Source organism: Mesorhizobium sp. Arg314 (assembly GCF_053714275.1).
In genome coordinates, this window is sequence record NZ_JBSKBP010000009.1 from 214,516 (window position 1) to 230,773 (window position 16,258).

18 protein-coding genes are annotated in these 16,258 nt (G+C 63.8%); 5 read left to right on the plus strand and 13 right to left on the minus strand.

Translation table 11 applies throughout. The features are described 5' to 3' along the window. Positions 1–83: 83 nt before the first annotated feature. The 7 genes from ACWGS9_RS12705 to ACWGS9_RS12735 form a co-directional block, all read right to left on the minus strand. Complete coding sequence (locus ACWGS9_RS12705) at positions 84–671, minus strand: NAD(P)H-dependent oxidoreductase (protein ID WP_454505569.1); 588 nt, start codon at positions 669–671, stop codon at positions 84–86. After that, positions 671–1,252 (minus strand): NAD(P)H-dependent oxidoreductase, encoded by a 582-nt coding sequence (locus ACWGS9_RS12710; protein WP_454505570.1) that lies wholly within the window; start codon positions 1,250–1,252, stop codon positions 671–673. The genes ACWGS9_RS12705 and ACWGS9_RS12710 overlap by 1 nt, the downstream gene beginning before the upstream one ends. Next, complete coding sequence (locus ACWGS9_RS12715) at positions 1,252–2,655, minus strand: FAD-binding oxidoreductase (protein ID WP_454505592.1); 1,404 nt, start codon at positions 2,653–2,655, stop codon at positions 1,252–1,254. Before ACWGS9_RS12715 ends, ACWGS9_RS12710 begins: the two co-directional genes overlap by 1 nt. Beyond that, entirely contained in the window at positions 2,655–3,956 is a 1,302-nt protein-coding gene (locus tag ACWGS9_RS12720) for a cytosine deaminase (protein ID WP_454505571.1), read from the minus strand. The genes ACWGS9_RS12715 and ACWGS9_RS12720 overlap by 1 nt, the downstream gene beginning before the upstream one ends. Before the next feature lie 143 nt (positions 3,957–4,099). Next, a complete protein-coding gene (locus tag ACWGS9_RS12725) occupies positions 4,100–4,951 on the minus strand; it encodes an ABC transporter permease (RefSeq protein ID WP_454505572.1) in 852 nt (283 codons plus the stop codon). After that, positions 4,938–5,759: an ABC transporter ATP-binding protein gene (locus ACWGS9_RS12730; protein WP_454505573.1), complete on the minus strand. Its 822-nt coding sequence runs from the start codon at positions 5,757–5,759 to the stop codon at positions 4,938–4,940. The genes ACWGS9_RS12725 and ACWGS9_RS12730 overlap by 14 nt, the downstream gene beginning before the upstream one ends. 15 nt (positions 5,760–5,774) lie before the next feature. Then, entirely contained in the window at positions 5,775–6,779 is a 1,005-nt protein-coding gene (locus tag ACWGS9_RS12735; protein WP_454505574.1) for an ABC transporter substrate-binding protein, read from the minus strand. A 255-nt stretch (positions 6,780–7,034) separates the two neighbouring features. Between ACWGS9_RS12735 and ACWGS9_RS12740 the strand changes: the two genes are divergently transcribed. Then, on the plus strand, positions 7,035–7,418 hold the full coding sequence (locus ACWGS9_RS12740) for a RidA family protein (protein WP_454505575.1): 384 nt from the start codon (positions 7,035–7,037) through the stop codon (positions 7,416–7,418). A 61-nt stretch (positions 7,419–7,479) separates the two neighbouring features. Then, on the plus strand, positions 7,480–8,277 hold the full coding sequence (locus tag ACWGS9_RS12745; protein ID WP_454505576.1) for a creatininase family protein: 798 nt from the start codon (positions 7,480–7,482) through the stop codon (positions 8,275–8,277). Positions 8,278–8,295: 18 nt separating this feature from the next. Here the strand turns inward: ACWGS9_RS12745 and ACWGS9_RS12750 are convergent, their stop codons facing one another. Together ACWGS9_RS12750 and cobD are read right to left on the minus strand one after the other, a co-directional pair. Next, positions 8,296–8,805 carry a tyrosine phosphatase family protein gene (locus ACWGS9_RS12750; RefSeq protein ID WP_454505577.1) on the minus strand — a complete coding sequence of 170 codons (510 nt, stop codon included), beginning with the start codon at positions 8,803–8,805 and terminating at the stop codon, positions 8,296–8,298. Further along, positions 8,802–9,857, minus strand: coding sequence for a threonine-phosphate decarboxylase CobD (gene cobD / locus ACWGS9_RS12755; protein WP_454505578.1), 1,056 nt, complete (start codon positions 9,855–9,857; stop codon positions 8,802–8,804). The genes ACWGS9_RS12750 and cobD overlap by 4 nt, the downstream gene beginning before the upstream one ends. On the opposite strand from cobD, the gene cbiB reads away from it, so the two are divergent. Then, positions 9,856–10,845, plus strand: a complete 990-nt coding sequence (cbiB, locus tag ACWGS9_RS12760) for an adenosylcobinamide-phosphate synthase CbiB (RefSeq protein WP_454505579.1) — start codon at positions 9,856–9,858, stop codon at positions 10,843–10,845. The two genes, cobD and cbiB, sit on opposite strands and share 2 nt — an antisense overlap. On the opposite strand, the gene cobO is transcribed toward cbiB, so the two are convergent. The 4 genes from cobO to ACWGS9_RS12780 form a co-directional block, all read right to left on the minus strand. Next, positions 10,842–11,471: a cob(I)yrinic acid a,c-diamide adenosyltransferase gene (gene cobO, locus ACWGS9_RS12765; protein WP_454505580.1), complete on the minus strand. Its 630-nt coding sequence runs from the start codon at positions 11,469–11,471 to the stop codon at positions 10,842–10,844. The two genes, cbiB and cobO, sit on opposite strands and share 4 nt — an antisense overlap. Before the next feature lies 1 nt (position 11,472). Further along, on the minus strand, positions 11,473–12,018 hold the full coding sequence (gene cobU / locus ACWGS9_RS12770) for a bifunctional adenosylcobinamide kinase/adenosylcobinamide-phosphate guanylyltransferase (protein WP_454505581.1): 546 nt from the start codon (positions 12,016–12,018) through the stop codon (positions 11,473–11,475). A 127-nt stretch (positions 12,019–12,145) separates the two neighbouring features. Further along, a complete protein-coding gene (locus ACWGS9_RS12775; protein ID WP_454505582.1) occupies positions 12,146–12,832 on the minus strand; it encodes a gamma-glutamylcyclotransferase in 687 nt (228 codons plus the stop codon). Positions 12,833–12,941: 109 nt separating this feature from the next. After that, the gene (locus ACWGS9_RS12780; protein WP_454505583.1) at positions 12,942–14,141 is read right to left on the minus strand and encodes an MFS transporter; all 1,200 of its coding nucleotides are present in this window, start codon (positions 14,139–14,141) and stop codon (positions 12,942–12,944) included. A gap of 328 nt (positions 14,142–14,469) precedes the next feature. Here ACWGS9_RS12780 and ACWGS9_RS12785 point away from each other — a divergent pair, with 328 nt between their 5' ends. Further along, positions 14,470–15,471, plus strand: a complete 1,002-nt coding sequence (locus ACWGS9_RS12785; RefSeq protein ID WP_454505584.1) for a DUF1624 domain-containing protein — start codon at positions 14,470–14,472, stop codon at positions 15,469–15,471. Next, a complete protein-coding gene (locus tag ACWGS9_RS12790) occupies positions 15,468–15,947 on the plus strand; it encodes a methyltransferase family protein (RefSeq protein WP_454505585.1) in 480 nt (159 codons plus the stop codon). The genes ACWGS9_RS12785 and ACWGS9_RS12790 overlap by 4 nt, the downstream gene beginning before the upstream one ends. Positions 15,948–16,258: the final 311 nt, after the last annotated feature.

Below are 16,258 nucleotides of genomic sequence, written 5' to 3' on the forward strand. Positions count from 1 at the left end.
CTCCGCTGGAACACCCCTCATCCGTCTCGGCGCTATGCGCCGATCCACCTTCTCCCACAAGGGGAGAAGGAGAAGTCCGCCGCTCAAAACCTCTCCAACCTCGCCCTTATCTTCGCCAGAAAAGCAGCCCGGCTCGTCGGCGTCGAGGAATCCATCAGATAGTGCGCGAGAAAAAATGTCTTGCAGCGCGTGGCGCAGAGTGCCCGCATGCCGCGCAGGATGGTCTTGCGCCCCGGCTGGCCGACGACGACGCTCCACCAGGTCGGCGCGCCGCAGGTGGTTATGACGCCGACCTTGGTGACATGCGTCATCAGCGACTTGATGCGGCCCTTCCCGGCCGGCAGCTGGAAGGCGATGTCGGTTGCCCACACGCGATCGAACCAACCCTTCAGCATCGCCGGCAAACCGTACCACCAGGTCGGGTAGATGAAGAGGATCGCCTGGGCCCAGTTGAGCAATTCGAAATGCGGCTTCAGCGCCGGATCCTGAGGCGCGCGGTCGTTGTAGAAGCGCCGCTCTTCGCAGCTCATCACAGGGTCGAATTTCTCGGCATAGAGGTCGAGCAGCCGCACCTCCCAGCCTCTTCGCGTCAGCACCTCCACGGCGGTGTCGCGGATCGCGGCGCAAAAGCTCTCCGGCACCGGATGGCAGTAGACCACCAGCGCGCGCATCAGAAGCTGTCCATGCTGGCCGCGACCTTGGCCATGAAGGCCTGTCGCGTCTGGTCCGAAGACAAGTTCATCGAATAATGCGCGAGATAGGTCACAGGCGCGCCCGGCTTCACCGTGGCGCGCAGCATGCGCTTGATCAGCTTGCGCGGTGGATCGCCCATCAGCATGGCGCGGAACCGGCTGCCGCCATAGGTGGTGACCGCCGCCACCTTGCCTATGTTGTGCAGCGACGGCTGGACCTTGCCATTGATCAATTTGAACGACACGCCAGGCAGGAAGACGCGATCGAAGAAGCCCTTCAGGATCGCTGGAAAGCCGTAGTTCCACACCGGATAGGAAAGCACCAGCGCTTGGGCTTTCTGAAGCCTTTCCACGTAGCCGGCCGCAGCATCGTCGGGTTCGCGCGGGTCGTGGTAGCCGAGCCGCTCGGCGCGCGTCAGCCGCGGGTCGAAATCCTCGGCGTAGAGATCGCAATCGTCGACCGCATGGCCCGCCACGGACAGCCGCTCGACGATCGTCCGGTGCAGGCCGGCATTGAAGCTGGTCTCCACCGGATGGGCGTAGAGCACGAGGACTTTCATCACCCTGCCCTTTGCAAGCCTTTGAACAGGAACGTCCGGCCGGAGCGATAATCATAGTCAGGATTTTCCCAGGCGATCATCTTGCCGGGGTTGAGCAGGCCTTGCGGATCGGTCTCGCGCTTGAAGGCAAGCTGGATCTCGTCGGTCTGCTTCATGCCGCCCTCTTCCAGCGTGTAGCGATGCGGGTTGAATATCGGACAGCCATTTTCCTCATGCAGGCGGATGATCTCGTCGAGCCGCGCCGCGGTGGTGAACTTGACCAGCGGCAAGCCGAAGCAGGTGATGTTGCCGTCGAGCCGCACGAATTCCAGATGCGAGAACACCTCGCCCGGAAACATCGCGTCCATCTTCTCGACCAGGGCCAGCTGGTTGGGAAACGGGTAGAGCGACTGCAGGTAGGTGATCGACGGATCGACGCGCAGTGCCCTCAGCGTCGTGTGGTTCCAGGCAAGCTCGTAGGCCGGCGGCAGGCCTTTCTTATCCTCATCCGTCGCGGTTGCCGCATTGAAGATGACCTCGCCGACGGCGCGTCGGGTGAAGGCCAGAAAGGCGTCGAGCCCGTGCTTCGCGACCATGACGACGCAGATGCTCTGCCCTTCGCTCAGGAACTTTTGGTGGCGCTTGAAATAGAGCTGCGGCACCGGTGCCGCGATCGGCGTGATCAGCTTGGTCAGGATGCCGTCCTGGCAGGCAAGCGCGTTGCCGTAACGGGCGGCCCCCATGAAGGTGTCGAAGCCGACGATGACGTCGACCCATTCATAGGCGGCGGTCAGCGGCATCTCGACCTCGGTGATGATGCCGTTGGTGCCGTAGGCATGCGTGACCTTGTGCAGGTCCTCGCCGGTGAGCTCGAGCGCCTTCGGTTCGCCCTCCATGGTCACGACGCGCAGACGCAGCACATTGCCGAAATCGCGCAAGCCCCCGAAATTGATCGAGCCGACGCCGCCCGAACCGCCGGCGATGAAGCCGCCGATGGAGGCGGTGTTGTAGGTCGATGGCGAAAGCCTCAGCTCCTGCCCGGAATGCGCCCGCGTCGCCTTGTCGATCTCGGCCAGCACAGCGCCTGGCCCGGTCACCACGCGTCCCGGCGCGATCGATTTGATCTCGTTCATCTCGGCGAGGTTGAGCACCACGCCGCCCGATAGCGGCATGGCCTGCCCGTAATTGCCGGTGCCGCTGCCGCGCGGCGTCACCGGAACACCGTGCCTGTGGCAGGCTGCAAGCACGCGGATGACCTCGTCCTCGTTCTTCGGCGTGACGATCAGGTCGCCAGTGATGTGGTCGAGCTGCGCCTTCAGCACCGGGCTGTACCAGTAGAAGTCGCGGCTCTTCTGCTGGACGATGGCCGGATGGTCGTCGACCTTGATCCCATCGAGATCGCGCTTCAACGCTGCGATATCCATCATCCCACCATCAATTCGTCGAGTTCGGCATAATCGGGCAGTTTGCGTTCGATCGCCCTGCCCTCGCGCACCACGATGCGATCCGATTCGGGCCGCGACAGCAATTCGGTCCAGCTCCGTCCCTTGAAGACGATGAAGTCGGCGCTGCCGCCTGTGGCTAGTGTGCCGGCGCCCTCAAGCCGCATCACTTCGGCCGGTGTTGCCGCCACGGCTCGCGGCCAATCGCCGACCGGATGGTCGAAATGCAGGATGCGCGTTGCCATGCGGTAGACTTCCAACATGTCGAGATCGCCATAGGCGTAGAACGGGTCGCGCGTGTTGTCGGAAGCGACCGCCACCTTGATGCCGCGCGCCCTCATCTCATGCAGCAGCGTCACGCCACGCCAGCGCGGCGTCGTTTCGTTGTTGCGGCGATCCTGCAGATAGAGATTGCACATAGGCAGCGACACCACGGCGAGCCGTGCCTTCGCCACCTTGTCAAGCGTGTCGAGCACCTCGAGGTCCGGCTGGCGCGAGAGCGAACAGCAGTGGCCGACCAGGATGTTGCCCTCAAAACCGTTCCATAGCGAGGCCTCGGCGATCTTCTTCAACGAGATGGCCGCGACGTCGTCGGTCTCGTCGGCATGGAAATCGAGATCGAGCCCGTGCTTGATCGCCTGCGCGAAAACCTGGTCGAGCAGTTCCTCTAGATCGGGCACCATATAGGTGACGACGCCAAGCACGCCCTTGGCAGCGGCGACGCGCTTCGCCAGCCGCTCGAACCAGGCCTTGTCGCGCACACCCTCGATGCCGAGCAGGCAGGCGGCCTGCAAGTCGATGCGCCCGCGCCATTTTTCCCGCATCGCCTCGAACACAGGCCATGAGATTTCCTCCTGCGGCGGCACGCTGTCGAGATGCGTGCGCAAGGCCTTGGTGCCGTGCGCGTAGGCTGAACGCAGCGAGAAATCCATGCGCCGCGCGACGTCCTCCGCGCTCCAGCGCGCGGTCCGGTCGGCACCGGTGGCGTTGAGCGCCCCCATGAAGGTGCCGTCGGGATTGGGTTTTCGCGGCCAGATATGGCCCTTGTCGATATGGGTGTGGCAGTCGACAAAGCACGGCAGCACGATGCGGCCAGCAAGGTCGATCGCATCGGCCTGCGCCTTCGATTTGCCATGTGTCGCAATGCTGGAAATCTTGCCATCGGCGATGGTGATGTCGGCAAGCGCGAAACCATCCGGGTCGAAAGCAGCTGCAAGACCAGGCGTGAGCGATCGATGAAGCCGAACGTTAGCCAGGCGATAAGAACCAGAGGTTGGTATCAAGGCCTGCCCTCCTCTGTCCTATGCAACACCGTTCCCCAAAGGGGTCGGTTGGATCGGAGACACGGCGAACGGCCGTGCGGAGACATCCGCACGCCTGTTCGCTGTGTAACCAGGCCCTCACTGTTCTCAATCACGTCTCCCACCTAGCGCTCCTGCTTCAGCGCGCTCTCGTGCCAGCGGCGCAGGATGAGATGCGACACCAGCGACAGCACCAGGAAGATCAGGATGCCTGTTAGCGAGATCAGGATCAGCGCCGCGAACAGGCGTGGCGCGTTGAGCCGATAGCCGGCCTCGATGATGCGTGAGGCGAGCCCGGATGACTGCCCCTCCGCGCCGGCGACGAATTCGGCCACGACCGCGCCGATCAGCGACAAGCCGCCGGCGATCTTCAGTCCACCGAGGAAATAGGGCATCGCCGCCGGCAGTCGCAGATAGCGCAATTGCTGCCAGCGCGTCGCGCCGTTGAGCTTGAACATGTCGCGTAAGTTTCGGTCGACAGAATTCAGCCCGAGCGTGGTGTTGGAGAGGATCGGGAAGAAGGCGACGATCCAGGCGCACAGCAGCAGTTTGACCGTCTGGTTGTTCACATAGATGTTGATCAGCGGGAAGATGGCGACGATCGGCGTCACCTGCAGCACGATGGCGAAGGGGAAGAACGACATCTCCACCCATTTCGACTGCGCGAACAGCACCGCCAGCCCGACGCCGCCGATGACCGCGAGCAGCAGGCTGAGGAAGGTGATCCTGAGCGTCACCAGCAGCGAGGAGAACAGCAAACCGGCATCGCTATGCAGCGTCTGCAGCACCACGCCAGGGCGCGGCAGGATATATTGCGGGATCTCGTTCCAGACGCAGATGCGGTCCCACAGCACGATCGCCAGCACCATGATCGCCAGCGGCAGCACCCATTTGCCGATCCGCTCCAATCGCTCCTGACGAGCGCGGCGCGCCTCTTCCGGATCGAGCTTCAACGTGGCGTCTTCAATGGCCGTCATGGTGCGGTCCGGCGGTTGAGTTGATGGCATTCACCAGCACGTCCGAGGCCTGCCGGCAAAGTGCCGCGTAGTCGGGCGAGGTACGGAACACTTCGTCGCGCGGATAAGGCGCATCGACCGGGAGTTCGCCAAAGACACGGCCCGGACGCGCGGCCATGACGACGATGCGGCTCGAAAGGAACACGCTTTCGAACACGCTGTGGGTGACGAAGACAACGGTAAACCGCTCGTCCTGCCAAAGCTCCAGAAGATCGTTATTGAGCTTGAAGCGGGTGATCTCGTCGAGCGCGGCGAAGGGCTCGTCCATCAGCAGGATGCGCGGCTTCGTCACCATGGCGCGCGCAATCGAGACGCGCATCTTCATGCCGCCGGAAAGCTCGCGCGGCACGGCGTTCTCGAAGCCGGTGAGATGGACGCGCGACAGCATCGCCATCACGGCAGGCTGCGCCTTGGCGCGCGACACGCCCTTCAGCCTGAGCGGCAGCCAGACATTGTCGAAGACGCTGGCCCAAGGCAGCAGCGTCGGCTCCTGGAAGACGAAGCCGATATTCGAGCGGTCGATGGCACCTCGCCAGTCGAGCTGGCCGGAGGTCGGCGTCGACAGGCCGGCGATCAGCCGCAGCGCCGTCGACTTGCCGCAGCCGGACGGGCCGAGCAGGCTGAGGAAATCGCCTTCGCGGATGACGAGATCCACCTTGCTCAGCGCCGTCACGCCGTTCGAAAAGACCTTGCCGACACCGCGCAACGACAGCAGCATCGGGGTTTCGCCCGATGCCGCCGGCGTCTTCGCCACTTTTTCCTGAATCATGTCAGGCAGGCCGCCTTACTTCTTCAGCTCCAGCCCGACACCCTTGTTGATGAAGGCCAACGTGTAGGCCTTCTTGATGTCGATACCCGGCTGCGCGACCTTGGCCTTGACCATCTTGTCGTAGAAGCTCTGGATGCGGGCTTCGTTCATGGTGCCGATGCCGAGCTTTTCCGAGTCGCCGGAATCGACGACGCCGAACTTCTTCATCTGCTCGATCGAGAAGGCGATCTGCTCATCCGTCATGTCCGGATTGTCCTTCTTGATCATGTCGTTGGCGGCCTTGTTGTCGCCGTAGAGGTATTTGTACCAGCCCTTGGCCGAGCCATCGACGAAGCACTGGACGACCTCCGGCCGCTTGTCGATCGTGTCCTGCATCACCTCGACGGTCGTCGCATAGGTGTCCCAGCCATAGTCGGCGAGCAGGAACTGGTTCGGCACGAAGCCGCCCTGCTTCCGCACGGCAAACGGCTCGGAGGTCACATAGCCTTGCTGGATCGATTTCTTGTTGGCGATGAAGGGCGCCGGATTGAACGTATAGGGCACGCGCTTGGCGGCATCGTAGCCGAGGTCGGTGACCATCCACTGGAAGAAGGTCTGCGCGCCCTCGTCGCCCATGATGTACTTGTCGGCGTTCTTGAGGTCCTCCCACTTGTCCAGCCCCTGCCCCGGCCGGGACATGATAACCTGCGGGTCCTTCTGGAAGTCGGACGCGACGACACGCATCGGAATGCCCTGCTGCACGGCGTCGAAGGCCGAGAGCAGATTGCCGCCCATGTAGAAATCGATCTTGCCGGCCAGCAGCATCGGCCGGCCACTGACCTGGGGGCCGCCCTGCATGATGGTGACGTCGAGGCCGCAGGCGGCGTAGGTGCCGTCGGCCACGGCCTGATAGTAGCCGCCATGCTCCGGCTCGGCCAGCCAGTTGGTGCCGAACGTCACCTTCTCGTTCGCAGCCGCACCCAGCGTGCTGGCAGCAAGCAGGGCGGCAGCGCCCGCCAGGATCTTTTCTTTTCCGACCATAAACATCACCCTCTCTTGGCTCCGGCGCGCTGCGCGCTGGGCTCGACACCATTTGTTCAAGAAGCAAGACATATGCCACCGCCTGGGCCGCCTGCTTGCGCGGCAGTCATTGCCTAAACCGGAAGGGGTCATGCTGTGCGCGAGGCATCGTGCCTATTTTTTGGACGCCTGTCCATAATCGCTCCTGGCGGCATGCACGGCGTCTTGAATGTTTCCTGAATACGCCACTAGGCTGTCCACGGACAGGAGAATGCCATGCTCAAATACCTCGCCCCCAAGTCGATCAAGCCCCCTTTCGCCCGCTACAGTCAGGGCGTCGAAGTACCCGCCGGAAAGCGCCTGGTGCTTTGCTCGGGCCAATTGGGCATCGGCCCGGACGATGCCGTGCCGGAGGGTGCCGGGGCACAGACGGAGCTCTGCTTCAAGAACATCGCCGCGATTCTGAGCGAAGCCGGCCTGACGCTGAACGACATCGTGCGCATCAACGCCTTCGTCACCGACCGCGCCCACCTGCAGCCCTACATGGACGTTCGCAACCGCCTGTTTTCCGATCCGGCGCCGGCCTCGACGCTGGTGATCGTCTCCGGTTTCGCGCGCCCGGAATTCAAGGTCGAAGTGGAAGTTCTGGCAGCAGGCTAGCTGTTGCCCGCAGCCGCGAGGCGCCTTAGACCATCCCCACTAGACCATCGGGAGACGAAAAGTGACGACAAGACGCGTGTGGTGGGGCGACTACCGGACGACTGAATACGCCTCGATCGACGCCGAAGCGACCATCGCCGTGCTGCCGGTCGCGGCGATCGAGCAGCATGGCCCGCATCTGCCGGTCTCGACCGATACCTCGATCATGATGGGCATGCTGGAGACAGTGATCGCGCGCCTGCCCGACGATCTCGACATCCGCATCCTGCCCGTGCAGGCGGTCGGCAAGTCGAACGAGCACCTGCATGCGCCGGGAACGCTCACTTTGCCCGCCACCACTCTGGTCGACGCCTGGACCGAGCTTGGCCTGTCGGTCGCCCGCGCCGGGGTCAGAAAACTGATCGTCGTCAATTCGCACGGCGGCAATGAAGAGATCATGGGCATCATTTCGCGCGAATTGCGCGTGCGCGCAAAGATGCTGTCGGTGAAGACGAGCTGGCAGCGCTTCGGCCGCCCGGCCGGCATGTATACCGAGCTCGAGGACCGTCACGGCATCCATGGCGGCGACGTCGAGACCTCGCTGATGCTGCACTTCCGGCCCGACCTCGTCGACATGAGCAAGGCGGACAATTTCGTTTCGAATGTCGGCCGCGCCGAAAAGGAATTCGCCCTGCTGCGTCACACCGGCACGCACGCCTTCGCCTGGATCGCCGGCGACCTCAATCCGAACGGCGTGGTTGGCGATGCCTCGATCGCCACGGCCGAGAAGGGCCGCCTGACGGCGGAAATGCAGGCCGACGGTTTTATCAGCCTGGTCAAGGATGTGCGTAAGGCGAAGCTTGCCGACTGGCTGTCGTAGCGGGGCGGCCGCGTTGACCTAAGCTTCAATCTCCAATTCGAAGGGGATACCTTCGAAGGCGTCGGCGCCGCGGCCGATCGCCTCGATCGCCGCGATCATGCGGCCGTCGCGCTGAAGCAGCATGTCGGCGACGGCGATCAGCCGCGGATTGGGTGTCGCCGTGGGCGAGAGAAAGCGCAGCGTCTTGGCGAGTTCCATCTCGTCGCGCCTGGGCGCCAGCGCCGCTGCGATGATGTAGGCCGACGCGGTCGAGCGGCTGACACCGGCATAGCAATGCACCACCAGCGGCTTCACGCGGTCCCAGCGATAGGCGAAGTCGAGCAAAGCGCGGACATGCTCCTCGCCGGGCATGGTCATGCCTTCCTGCGCCACGGCAATGTCGTGCATGACGAGGTGCAAATGGTTTTCCGCCAGGATCGAGGCCGGGCGGATCACTTCGGTGCCGGCGGCAAGCAGCGAAAGCAACCGTTGCGCACCGGTCCTTGCCACGGTTTGGTCGACCTTCGACAGCGAACAGACGTGGATCATCGCCCAAACTCCCTGTTCGCATCCTCGCGCCGCGCGGCCCATGCGGCAAGGGCACTTTCAACGCGCTGCCATTCCGCCTCGTCGCTCGGCAGACCGATGCGCAGGACCTGCGGCCGCTCGGCGAAATGACGGACCAGCACGCCGCTCGAGCCAAGTGCCGAAAACAGGCTTGGCGCTTCGGGAAACGACACATAGCGGAACAGGCTGGTGCCGCCGGCGACCGGAACATCAAATCGGTCAAGCAACGCGTCGAGCCGCGCGGCATCTTGCGCCAGGCGTTGCCGCATATCGTCTTGCCACTCCGCATCCGACAAGGCGCGGATGCCATATTCGAGCGCCGGGCCGGCCACGGCCCAAGGTCCCAGTTGCGCATCCAGCCGCTCGGCCGTCAGCGCATCCGCCAGCGCGAAGCCGAGCCGAACACCCGCCAAGCCGAAGAACTTGCCGAACGAGCGCAGCACGACGATGCCGCCCGCCCCGACATCGCCGGCCAGGCTTTGCTGGGTGGGGCCGACATCCATGAAGGCCTCGTCGACGACGAGCAGGCCGCCCTTGGCGCGAAGCCGCGCGGCAAGGTCGAGCAGGCGAGCCTTTTCGACCACCCGCCCGTCCGGGTTGTTGGGATTGACCAGCACCGCAAGGCCCGCCTCGACCAGCGCATCGAAATCACTGACTTCGGCGACGGCATGGCCGGCGATGGCAGCGGCCCGGGCGTGTTCGGCATAGGTCGGGCCGAGCACCAGCGCCTTGCCGGGCCGCACCAGCGAAGCGACGCGCGGCAGCAGAATCTGCGTGCCGGGCGCCGCTGCCACATGCGCCGCCGACGGCGCGCCATAGGCCGTAGCCGCAATTTCAGCCAATTCACGCAGTTGTCCTGCCTCCGGCAATCGGGACAGGGCGGTGGCGGGCAATTCGAAAAGCGGATAGGAGTGCGGATTGATACCCGTCGAGAGGTCCACGAAAGGTTTTGGCGCATGAGGAAAAAGCGCGCTTGCGCGGCCAAGGCTGCCGCCATGATCAACCGCTGCAATCGCTCCGCTTAGAAGCTTCATGTCGATCCTGATCGCTTTCCTGTCACTCGCCGTCGAACGTGCCCTCGGCTATCCGGACTGGCTGTTCAACGCTATCGGCCATCCGGTAACCTGGATCGGCAGGCTGATATCCTTTCTCGATCGCCGGCTCAACCGCGCCACTGATTCCGACGAATTGCGTCGCCGCCGCGGCGTTCAGGCTTTGCTCGTCATTTTGCTGGTGCCCGGCGTCATCGGCCTGGCGCTGCATGTCCTGCTCTGGTTGATCTTTCCGTCGGGCCTTGTCATCGCGGCCATCCTCGGTTCTTCGCTGCTTTCGCAAAAAAGCCTCGCCGAGCATGTCGAGAACGTCGCCGACGCGCTGGAGACCGGCGGCCTGGCGCTCGGCCGCATCGCCGTTTCGCGCATCGTCGGCCGCGATCCGGAAAAGCTCGACAAGGCAGGCGTTGCGCGTGCCGCCATCGAAAGCCTGGCCGAAAACTTCTCCGACGGCATCGTCGCGCCCGCCTTCTGGACCGGCATCGGCGGCTTAGGCGGAGGTGCGGCATACAAGGCCGCCAACACCGCCGATTCGATGATCGGCCACCGCACGCCGCAATACGAGGCCTTCGGCCGGGCCGCCGCCCGCTTCGACGATTTGATCAACCTGCCCGCATCGCGGCTGACCGGCCTGCTGATCGTGCTGGCGGCCGTTCTTGTCCCGGGCGCCGATCCGCGCGGCGCCTGGCAGGTCATGCGGCGCGACGCAAGGAAGCATCGCTCCCCCAATGCCGGCTGGCCGGAAGCCGCAATGGCAGGCGCGCTTGGGCTTTCGCTCGCCGGCCCGCGCAGCTATGGCGGGGAGGTCGTCGAGGACGCCTTCATGGGTGAAGGCGGCCGCCGTGAGGCCGAAAGCACCGACATTCGCCAGGCGCTGAAACTCTACCGTGTCGCCGACTGGCTGCTGCTCGGCCTGTTCGCGGTCCTCTCGGTGATCGTGATCTATCTGACCATTTTGATCGGCGGCTAAAATTCAATTCCCTGCTGGGCTTTTACGCCGGCCGAGAAATGATGCTTGGTCTGCCCCATTTCGGTGACGAGGTCGGCCGCCTCGATGAGCAGTTGCTTGGCGTTGCGGCCGGTGACGATCACATGCAAATCGTCCCGGCGCGCTTTTAGCGCCGAGACCACCTTTTCCAGGTCGAGATAGTCGTAGCGCAGCGCGATGTTGAGCTCGTCGAGCACCACGAGGCTGATCGATGGATCGGCCATCAGCTCCAGCGCTTTCGTCCAGGCTGCCTCTGCAGCAGCGATGTCGCGCTTGAGGTCCTGGGTCTCCCAGGTGAACCCCTCGCCCATCGCATGCCAGACGACGCGGTCGCCAAAGGCGGCGAAAGCATCCTTTTCGCCGGTGTGCCATTTGCCCTTGATAAACTGAACGACGCCGACGCGTTTGCCATAGCCCAGCATCCTGAGCGCCAGGCCGAAGGCGGCTGTGGTCTTGCCTTTGCCCGGCCCGGTGTTGACGATCAAAAGCCCCTTCTCGATCGTCTTGCCGGCCACCTCGGCATCCTGCACCGCCTTGCGCTTGGCCATCTTGGCGCGATGGCGCTCGGCGTCCCCGTCGTCAATCTTCTTGTCTTCGATTTCGGCCATGTCATTTCACCTTGAGCGGCAGCCCCGCCACCATCATCAGCACGCTGTCGGCAACCGCCGCGACCTGCTGGTTGAGCCGGCCGGCGGCGTCGCGGAACCGTCGCGCCAGCGCATTGTCGGGCACGATGCCGAGCCCGACTTCGTTCGAGACCACGAACCACGGCCCTCGCGGCCGCGACAGCACATCCGCCAGCCGCCGGCATTCGGCCTCGACATCATGGTCGGCCAGCATGTGATTGGTGAGCCACAGCGTCAGGCAATCGATCAGCACAGGCTGGTGATCCGGCAAGGCCTCGATGGCGCCGAGCAGGTCGAGCGGCGCATCGACGGTGACCCAGCCTTCGCCGCGCCGCGAGCGATGCAGTGCGATGCGCTCGCGCATCTCGTCGTCATAGGCTTGCGCCGTGGCGATGTAGGCCCAGGGCGATCGATGGGCGGTCGTCAGGCTCTCGGCATGCGAGCTCTTGCCCGAGCGCGCGCCGCCCAGGACGAAGGTCAGTTTGCGATCGGAAGTTTTATTGCCGCTCGCGGCTGTCGCGCCGGTCATTCCCTGCCTTTTTCCTTGGATGAAATCCTGTCGCGGCCACAAGGCCGACGCGTCGCGACTTTAGGCAGAAGCACAATCACCCGCAAACCAAATTCCGCCGCTGCGCGGCGGGATTGCGCCACGGCTTTTACGAAGCGGCAATCCGGGCGGCGACGAGCTGCTGCAGCCGCCACAGATGCGCGTCATGGATGCCGCGCTGCTCGAGATTCCTCACCGTGTTGTAGAGATAGTCGGCGCCCGAGCCCCAATGGCCGCAGGATGTCGCTAGCCTCTCGACCACTTCCTCCTCGCTGAGCGGACCGGCATAGGTGGTGCCTTGGCGGTTGATGACGAAGGCCAGCGCCCGCAGCGGGCCTTTGTCGGTTGAAAGCTGCGACAGACGCGGCCGATAGCTCGTCGGCTTCAATGTCATCTCGCGCCGGAAAAGCTTGTCCAGCGCTTGCCTTCGGTTGCCGTCGACCAACCGGAAGGCGACGCCTTTGCACTGGCCGCCGCGATCCAGCGCCATCATCAGGCCAGGTTGCTCCTTGGTGCCGCGCCAGCGCGTCATCTTCATGCAGAAGGAGCGGTGCCAGCCGCGCGCGACGGCCACCCGTTCCTCGGTATGCTCGATCTCCGGCTTCCAGATCAGCGAGCCATAACCGAACAGCCAAAGCGGTACTGTCTCGGGAAGCTCAGCCTCGAATGCGTCGACCATCGTTCCATAGTCACTGTCATCCAGATGCGCCGCGTCGGGATCGGGTCCCGCATCCTCGACCGCGCGAAAACAACGGGCGACCAGTTCCTCAGTAAGCGACATCGTTCTTGGATACATGCGCGTGACCTTAAGGTCCTCACGCAGCCGCCACAATCGGGGAAGCCGGCAATTGACAACTCCTTTGCCCGGGTGGTGCGCGAGCGCCACGCGGGCATATCAGCCCGGATCAAAATGACTTCGGCAGATAGCGCCAGGTGACGAAGCCGCAGAAGGCGGCCAGGATGCCGAGCGTGACGAACACCGATCCCAGGCCGAAGAAGGTCAGAACAACCGAATAGACCAGCGGCGGCGTCAGTTCGGAGAAGTCGAGATAGGTGCGGTAGACCGCCGCCATCTGCGCCTTCTCGTAGGAGCGCACCGAGCGCATGAAGGCGGTCGAGCCGAGCGCGTCGAGCGCGATGGTGAAGAAGGCGCCAAAGAGCAGCAGCGCGCCGGTGAGGAGCGGCGCGGCCTCGCCGACGCCGCCCGCCGCAAACAGCACGGCCGCCATGGCGAAATAGGCGAAGGTCATGACCCGCCGTCCGCCGAAGCGCCTGCCCGCCCTGCCCCAGAAGATTGCCATGAACAAAAGCGCATTGCCGGCCGAAACCAGCAAACCGCCGGCAAGCTCGCCCTGGCCGGTGATCACCATGAACAGCGGACCATAGACGAAGAAAGTCGTCCAGAAGCAGGAGCGGCCGAAGGCGATCAGCCAGGCGAGCCGCAGCCTCGGCTGCGCGACGAAGCGGCCGATATTGGCAAGCGGATTGGCGGGGCGCGACTTGCCGGGCCGGATCGACTGGTTGTCGGACAGCCGGTAGAACCAGAACAGGCAAAGCAGCGCGAAGGCAAACACCACGACCGCGCCATGCGCGGCATAGATGCCGAAGTGGGTGTAGAGGAAGATGCCGAGCGTCGGCCCGCCCGTCCAGGCAAACATCGACCAGGCCATGCGCAGCGATTCCGCCTGCATGAAGTCGGTCTTGCGGATGTGATCCATGATGTAGAGGTTGAGCGTGATCGACAGCGCGCTCGCGCCCATGACGCGGCAAAGCATGCCGGCGATCTGTCCGGGCAGCGTGTGGGTGACGAAGAAGGCGGAGCCGATCGCCAACAGCACGCAGCCGGCGGTATAGACCCAGCGTCGCGCGAAGCGGCGGATCAGCATCGGCATGAACAGCGTGACCGAAAGACCCATCAGCGACACGATGGTATAGAGGATCGAGACGATCCGCTCGTTGTGCAGGATCTCGTAGGCCTGGATCGGGATGACGCTGGAGATCGTGGCGCGGGCGAAGGACTCCACCGCGTAGAGCGAGGCGAAGGTGCGCGCATCCGCCGGCCGCAGGGCCGGAAGCCAGATCGGATGGCGCACATGGGTGGACATCGGCCCTCCGAGACGTGAATCACCCGTCAAATCTGGCCGGACGACCTGCCGGCCATTAGCAGGAAACCGACCCCGAGAGGCCGAAAAGCGAAGCCTGTCAAAGGCTTTCCGCCGCTGGCCTAAACTAAAGCATGTCGCCCAGAAGTGCGCAGCGGTTCTGGGATAACGACATGCATCAAAACGAAGCGTTAAAAGCGCGTCGCCTGAATCCGTTTCAGCGCGACGCGCTTTTAAAGCAACGCGCCATGCCAGCCGCGCGTGCCCTCCTTCTGTTGCCCCGCAGAACCGTGATAGTCGTTCGGCAGGACTGAATCGGATTGCGAGATCAATGAGCTTTCAAACGACCAGCGAACCCGTTCAGGACGCCCCAAAACGTGGCCGCATCCAGGCCATCGACATCTTGCGTGGCATCGCCCTGCTCGCGATGGCGAGCTACCACTTCACCTGGGACCTCGAAAATTTCGGTTACACGGCACCCGGCCTCACGGCTTTCGGCTGGTGGAAGTTCTACGCGCGCTGCATTGCCTCGACCTTCCTGTTCCTGGTCGGCGTCAGCCTCTTCCTCGCCCATGGACGTCAGATCCGATGGCCGGGCTTCTGGAAGCGTTTTGCCATGGTTGCCGTGGCGGCGATCGCCATTTCCGCCGTCACCTATTTCGTCACGCCTGATGGTTTCATCTTCTTCGGCATCCTGCACGAGATCGCGCTCGCCAGCCTGCTCGGCCTCGCCTTTCTCAGGCTGCCTTCGTTGCTGACGGCAATCATCGCCGCGGCCGTCATTGCAGCACCCTACTATCTGCGGTCGGAGTTCTTCGACCATCCGGCGCTGTGGTGGGTCGGCCTTTCGGCGATCAACCCGCGGTCCAACGATTATGTGCCGCTCTTCCCCTGGTTCGGCGCGGTGCTTCTGGGTATAGCCGCGGTGAAGCTCGCCTCCTCATCCGGCCTGCTCGCCCGGCTGGGAACATGGGTGCCTGGCCGCTGGTCGAACCCGCTGGTCTTCATCGGCCGGCACAGCCTCGCCTTCTACCTCATCCACCAACCGCTTCTGTTCGGTTCGGTGTGGCTGTTCTCGCAGGTCATGCCCGCCGCTCCCCAGGACAAGGAAGCCGGCTTCCTGCCGGCGTGCCAGGTACAGTGCGAACAGCAGCGGGACAGCAAGTTCTGTTCCAGCTATTGTGGCTGCATGCTGGACACGCTGAAAGGCGAAGGGTCTCTCGACAAGCTCTACGGCAACGACCAGTCCAGCACCTGGAAATCGCATCTGGCCGATCTGGCAGGCACCTGTACCGCCGCGACCGAGGACGGGATGGAGGGAGGGCAGCAATGAGTGGCATCGCAAAGCCCAGACACGGGATCGTTCCCTGGCCGCCGGTGATCTATGTCGTGGCGATCGTGCTCAGCGTCGTCCTCGGCCTGCTCTATCCGCTGCCCTGGATCGGCGACATCTTCGGCGATCTCCTGTTCGGCGTCGGCTGGGTGGCGCTGTTCGGCGTGGCCATGCTGTGGATCACGGCGATCCGAGCCATGTTCAGGGCCAAGACGACGCTCGATCCCAACGCCGAGCCCGACCATCTGGTGACGTCAGGCCCCTTCGGCATCACCCGCAACCCGATGTATCTCGCCAACACGCTGCTTCTGATCGGCGTTGCCTTCATCACCGGCATCGCCTGGTTCCTGCTCTTTGCCTTCCTCGCCGCCTTCGCCACGCAGAAGCTGGCGATCGAGAAGGAAGAAAAGATCCTGGCGGCAAAGTTCGGCAAGAAGTACCGCGATTACGCAAAGCGAGTGCGGCGCTGGATTTGAGCTGCTCGGCTTCGTTCCCCATGGCAGTCGCTAAGGCATAAAGAACAGATCGCAGACCTCGGCGATTAGCCCAAGCGCTCCGAATGTCGTCATCCTCGGGCTTGACCCGAGGATCCATGCCGTGACCTGGTCCGAGAGCAAAGCGGAGCAGAATTCTGTAATCGTTGCAACGCCTTAGCGTCACGGCATGGATCCTAGGGTCTGCGCGACGCCGCTTTGCGGCTGCTTCGCCCAGGGATTGTTTGAGAAGGATCGGGTAGTTTGGCGGCCGGGACTGCGGCCCATCACAGCCGGCAGTCCCGGCGGCAGGC

Excerpts from the sequence above, each read along its gene's own strand:
- ACWGS9_RS12705 (WP_454505569.1), bottom strand. The coding sequence starts at position 671 with ATGCGCGCGCTGGTGGTCTACTGCCATCCGGTGCCGGAGAGCTTTTGC.
- ACWGS9_RS12710 (WP_454505570.1), bottom strand. The coding sequence starts at position 1,252 with ATGAAAGTCCTCGTGCTCTACGCCCATCCGGTGGAGACCAGCTTCAAT.
- ACWGS9_RS12715 (WP_454505592.1), bottom strand. The coding sequence starts at position 2,655 with ATGGATATCGCAGCGTTGAAGCGCGATCTCGATGGGATCAAGGTCGAC.
- ACWGS9_RS12725 (WP_454505572.1), bottom strand. The coding sequence starts at position 4,951 with ATGACGGCCATTGAAGACGCCACGTTGAAGCTCGATCCGGAAGAGGCG.
- ACWGS9_RS12730 (WP_454505573.1), bottom strand. The coding sequence starts at position 5,759 with ATGATTCAGGAAAAAGTGGCGAAGACGCCGGCGGCATCGGGCGAAACC.
- ACWGS9_RS12735 (WP_454505574.1), bottom strand. The coding sequence starts at position 6,779 with ATGGTCGGAAAAGAAAAGATCCTGGCGGGCGCTGCCGCCCTGCTTGCT.
- ACWGS9_RS12740 (WP_454505575.1), top strand. The coding sequence starts at position 7,035 with ATGCTCAAATACCTCGCCCCCAAGTCGATCAAGCCCCCTTTCGCCCGC.
- ACWGS9_RS12750 (WP_454505577.1), bottom strand. The coding sequence starts at position 8,805 with ATGATCCACGTCTGTTCGCTGTCGAAGGTCGACCAAACCGTGGCAAGG.
- cbiB (WP_454505579.1), top strand. The coding sequence starts at position 9,856 with ATGTCGATCCTGATCGCTTTCCTGTCACTCGCCGTCGAACGTGCCCTC.
- cobD (WP_454505578.1), bottom strand. The coding sequence starts at position 9,857 with ATGAAGCTTCTAAGCGGAGCGATTGCAGCGGTTGATCATGGCGGCAGC.
- cobO (WP_454505580.1), bottom strand. The coding sequence starts at position 11,471 with ATGGCCGAAATCGAAGACAAGAAGATTGACGACGGGGACGCCGAGCGC.
- cobU (WP_454505581.1), bottom strand. The coding sequence starts at position 12,018 with ATGACCGGCGCGACAGCCGCGAGCGGCAATAAAACTTCCGATCGCAAA.
- ACWGS9_RS12775 (WP_454505582.1), bottom strand. The coding sequence starts at position 12,832 with ATGTATCCAAGAACGATGTCGCTTACTGAGGAACTGGTCGCCCGTTGT.
- ACWGS9_RS12780 (WP_454505583.1), bottom strand. The coding sequence starts at position 14,141 with ATGTCCACCCATGTGCGCCATCCGATCTGGCTTCCGGCCCTGCGGCCG.
- ACWGS9_RS12785 (WP_454505584.1), top strand. The coding sequence starts at position 14,470 with ATGAGCTTTCAAACGACCAGCGAACCCGTTCAGGACGCCCCAAAACGT.
- ACWGS9_RS12790 (WP_454505585.1), top strand. The coding sequence starts at position 15,468 with ATGAGTGGCATCGCAAAGCCCAGACACGGGATCGTTCCCTGGCCGCCG.